The following is a 1275-nucleotide window of genomic DNA, read 5'->3' as shown; positions in this document are numbered from 1 at the left end:
GGCCCCTGACCAAGATTCGGTCGAATTGCGATTATAAGCCTTGAGGTTATAAGGGTGACGAGGTTTCCGTTGGTTTTGGAATAACGGAATCAGTCAGTAAAGGCCTGCGCAAACTGCCTCGCCCGCTTTACATCGTCAGCATGCAAGTAAATCGACGTGGTCGAGATCGATGCGTGACGAAGGTTGTCGCGGACGGCGCTGAGTTCGACGCCCTTGGCGATAGCGTGAGTGGCATGCGTGTGCCGCATCCAGTGCGGCGTAGCCTGACGGAGTTTCTCGGCGAGCGCCGGATGGTCGTTTTCAATAATCTGCGCCGCTTGCCGGAAAAACCTGCGCATGACTTCCCACAACCGCAGAGGCTTGATGCCGGCATCGCCGTCGTCCAGGCTACCGATCAGCGGCGTGACTGGGTTCCAGCGCGCCCGGCTTACCGCCAGGCCCCGCTCCTGCAGATACCGGTCCAGCGCCGCGCGAGCGAGCGGTGTCAAGGTCACCCTGGCTGGCTTGCCGCCTTTGCCGGTGACGTGAAGCCAGTGATCACCTGCGGCGTCGACCTCGACGTTTCGCAGAGTCGCATTGGCCAACTCGCTGATCCGCAGTCCCGTCGCGTAACCGAAATCCAGCATGAAACGAAGTCGCTGCGCTGCGGCTGCCTGCCAGCCGTACGACCACTCAAGCCCGTTGGCGATGGTGCGTGTGAGCAGCCATTCTCCTTCGGTGAAGGCGTGCGCGGTTTCCACGGCCATGGCGCGCTTGCTGCCGCGCACCTTGATGCCGGCAAAGGGGTTGGCTACAACATAGCGCTGCTCCACCAGCCAGCGGAACATGGCGCTGAGCACGGCAAGCGCGTGCGCAATCGAACGCGCCGAGAGGTTGTCGACAAACGGTCTCCAGTCTGTTGATGTGCGCGGCCGCGGCGGTCCAACCCAGCGCTCGCGCGGGGTGGGTCTGCGCAGAAATGCCCTGTAGTCAGTTGCATCCCGCGTGGTCAAGGACGACAGGGCCTTGCCGCGGGCAACAATGGCCCAGAGGATCAGCCGTTCGGCTTCCTTACGGTAGGCGCGCTGCGTGGCCGGGGATTCGTGCAACGCAAGCCATGCCTGGGCGGCGTCGTAATCGTTGTCGACGCCCAGGATACAGGTCGACAGCGGTGCGCGGAACGCGCCTGCGGATCCGTCAACCTCATGCGGTAGCCGGAGTTGCTCCCATGGCGTCACGACTGACTGCCGGTCGGCGACGATCAGTGCGCGAGCCCGCTCCGTGAGTGCTGGATGA

At 63.1% G+C, this 1275-nt stretch carries 1 protein-coding gene; it reads right to left on the bottom strand.

Annotated elements, in window-relative coordinates; all coding sequences use genetic code 11:
• Nucleotides 1-89: 89 nt before the first annotated feature.
• On the bottom strand, nt 90-1275 hold a 1186-nt coding region (locus tag ACRXB1_RS36205), incomplete at its 5' end, for a tyrosine-type recombinase/integrase (protein WP_449494794.1).

This window comes from Caballeronia sp. M23-90, assembly GCF_053574605.1.
Note: the sequence above shows the minus strand (reverse complement) of the source record. Positions and strands in the feature narration are given on the sequence as shown.